This window comes from Moraxella sp. CTOTU47724, from assembly GCF_032014955.1.
Lineage (GTDB): Bacteria > Pseudomonadota > Gammaproteobacteria > Pseudomonadales > Moraxellaceae > Faucicola > Faucicola tetraodonis.
The window spans coordinates 1-1916 of the sequence record NZ_DALZSV010000106.1; the positions used below are offsets into that span (position 1 = coordinate 1).

The window sequence follows — 1916 nt, forward strand, 5'->3', positions numbered from 1 at the left end:
GGCTCATCTAATTTTAATTAAGTAGTATAGCAATAAAGTAAGACACTGCAATATAGCAGGGTTTTACTGTTGTTAGCATTTACATAAAAATTATTTAAACGGTCAAATACAAAAATATATTGGCAAAATTTGGCTTATAGTGGCTTATAATAATGGCATCTGTGGTGAGGCTTCAGCTTGCAGCAAATTTGAATAAGTCACCCCAACCAAACGTACGGGTAAAAGTTTTGAGGTATGGTCGTATAGCCATTGAATCCAATAATGGGCATCGGATTCTTGTTCAAAGTGGGAAGAAATACTATGAGAGCGGGTAATCACACTAAAATCGCTGTATTTGATTTTAATGGTGATGGTGCGAGCGTAACGCTGCTTTTTTTGTAAATCTTTAAACGCTTGGCTATTTTCGCGATATAGGGCAGCCACAATGACTTTATCATCCATGGTATTGTGTACAAACGTTGTCTCAGAACCGACAGATTTATGTTTGCGCTCAGCTTTAACCTCTCTATTATCAATACCGTGGGCAATTTGGTGAAAGAAATCACCCCGTTTGCCAAAGCGTTGTTTTAATACGTCCGCTGGGGTATTGCGTAAATCCAATCCTGTAAATATACCCATGTCATGCAACATTTTGACGGTGGCTTTGCCAATCCCGTGAAATTTTTTTACCGGTAAATTGGCGATGAAGTCCAATCCTTGCTCAGGTGTGATAACCGCAATTCCGTTGGGTTTATTTAAATCTGACGCGATTTTGGCAAGCATTTTGTTATAAGACACCCCGGCTGAAGCGGTCAGCTGCGTTTGTCGCAAAATCTGTTGGCGAATGCGATTGGCGATTAGTGTCGCAGAATTTTTTTCATGCGGGCTATTGGTCACATCTAGATACGCCTCATCCAGTGATAAAGGTTCGACCAGTGGCGTATATTGGTACATAATGGCACGAATTTGCTCACTAACTTCATGATACACCTCAAAGCGTGGTTTGACAAAAATTGCTTGTGGACATAGCTGACGCGCTCGATAGCATGACATGGCAGAATGCACACCGAACTTGCGTATCTCATAACTTGCTGCTGCGACGACACCGCGCCCATTGGGATCACCGCCAACGACCAAAGGTTTACCTTGTAACTCAGGATTATCCCGTTGCTCAACACTGGCAAAGAACGCATCCATATCGATATGAATAATTTTACGCATGGGTGTTAGTTTATCATCCTAACTGTATGGGGAAAGTATTTAATTGACTTGTTAAGCTGTAAATACGCTAGCTAACATAAACAATAAATTCAAAATTTACTGATTGATAAATTCAATTGATAAGTCATCGTTTATCTGCTACATTATCGCTATCAAGGGGAGTAACTTCTCACTTTAACAGTTTGTGATTTATCGTCATTACGTAAGTAGCCGCTTACCGGTAAATCAGCTATTTTTTAGCCATATATTGCGCTAATTATCAAATAGTAAGCCAGACCTTGACTTAACACAACCACATATTTGGTCGGTGTGAGTCAAGGTTTTTTGTGCTTAGCATTTTTTCATAATCCTTTGACTTATTGCCAACCATAGTTTGTAAATACACACTAAGGAGCGATAATGTTACTTGCAGCAGCGAATCAAATGACAGAACTCATGAGCATTGGCAGTCCCATGCTGTATGCCGTGTTCTTTGCTATCGTAGCGATACTGTTATTGGTTGATTTTTTTACCTTTAAAACCCCAAAAAATGGTGAAGCGGTTTCGATGAAACAAGCGGGTATTTGGAGTGCCATTTGGGTGGGCGTGTCTGTGTTGTTTGCAGGCGCTCTATGGTGGTACCTATCACAAAATTTTGGTGGTGCTATCGCCACTCAAAAAGTAGGGGAGTTTTTTACAGGATATTTACTGGAAAAATCGCTCGCCATTGATAACGT

Annotated in this window: 1 protein-coding gene and 1 pseudogene; one reads left to right on the top strand and one right to left on the bottom strand. The window is 40.3% G+C overall.

The features are described from left to right. Positions 1–144 precede the first annotated feature (144 nt). Entirely contained in the window at positions 145–1200 is a 1056-nt protein-coding gene (gene dinB, locus RTR63_RS11720; protein WP_312524449.1) for a DNA polymerase IV, read from the bottom strand. 399 nt (positions 1201–1599) lie between these two features. Between dinB and RTR63_RS11725 the strand changes: the two are divergent. Continuing rightward, positions 1600–1916: pseudogene (locus RTR63_RS11725) on the top strand (hypothetical protein); the annotation flags it as partial.

Bases quoted from the DNA above. Each gene is read 5' to 3' on its own strand.
- dinB (WP_312524449.1), bottom strand. From the start codon at position 1,200: ATGCGTAAAATTATTCATATCGATATGGATGCGTTCTTTGCCAGTGTT.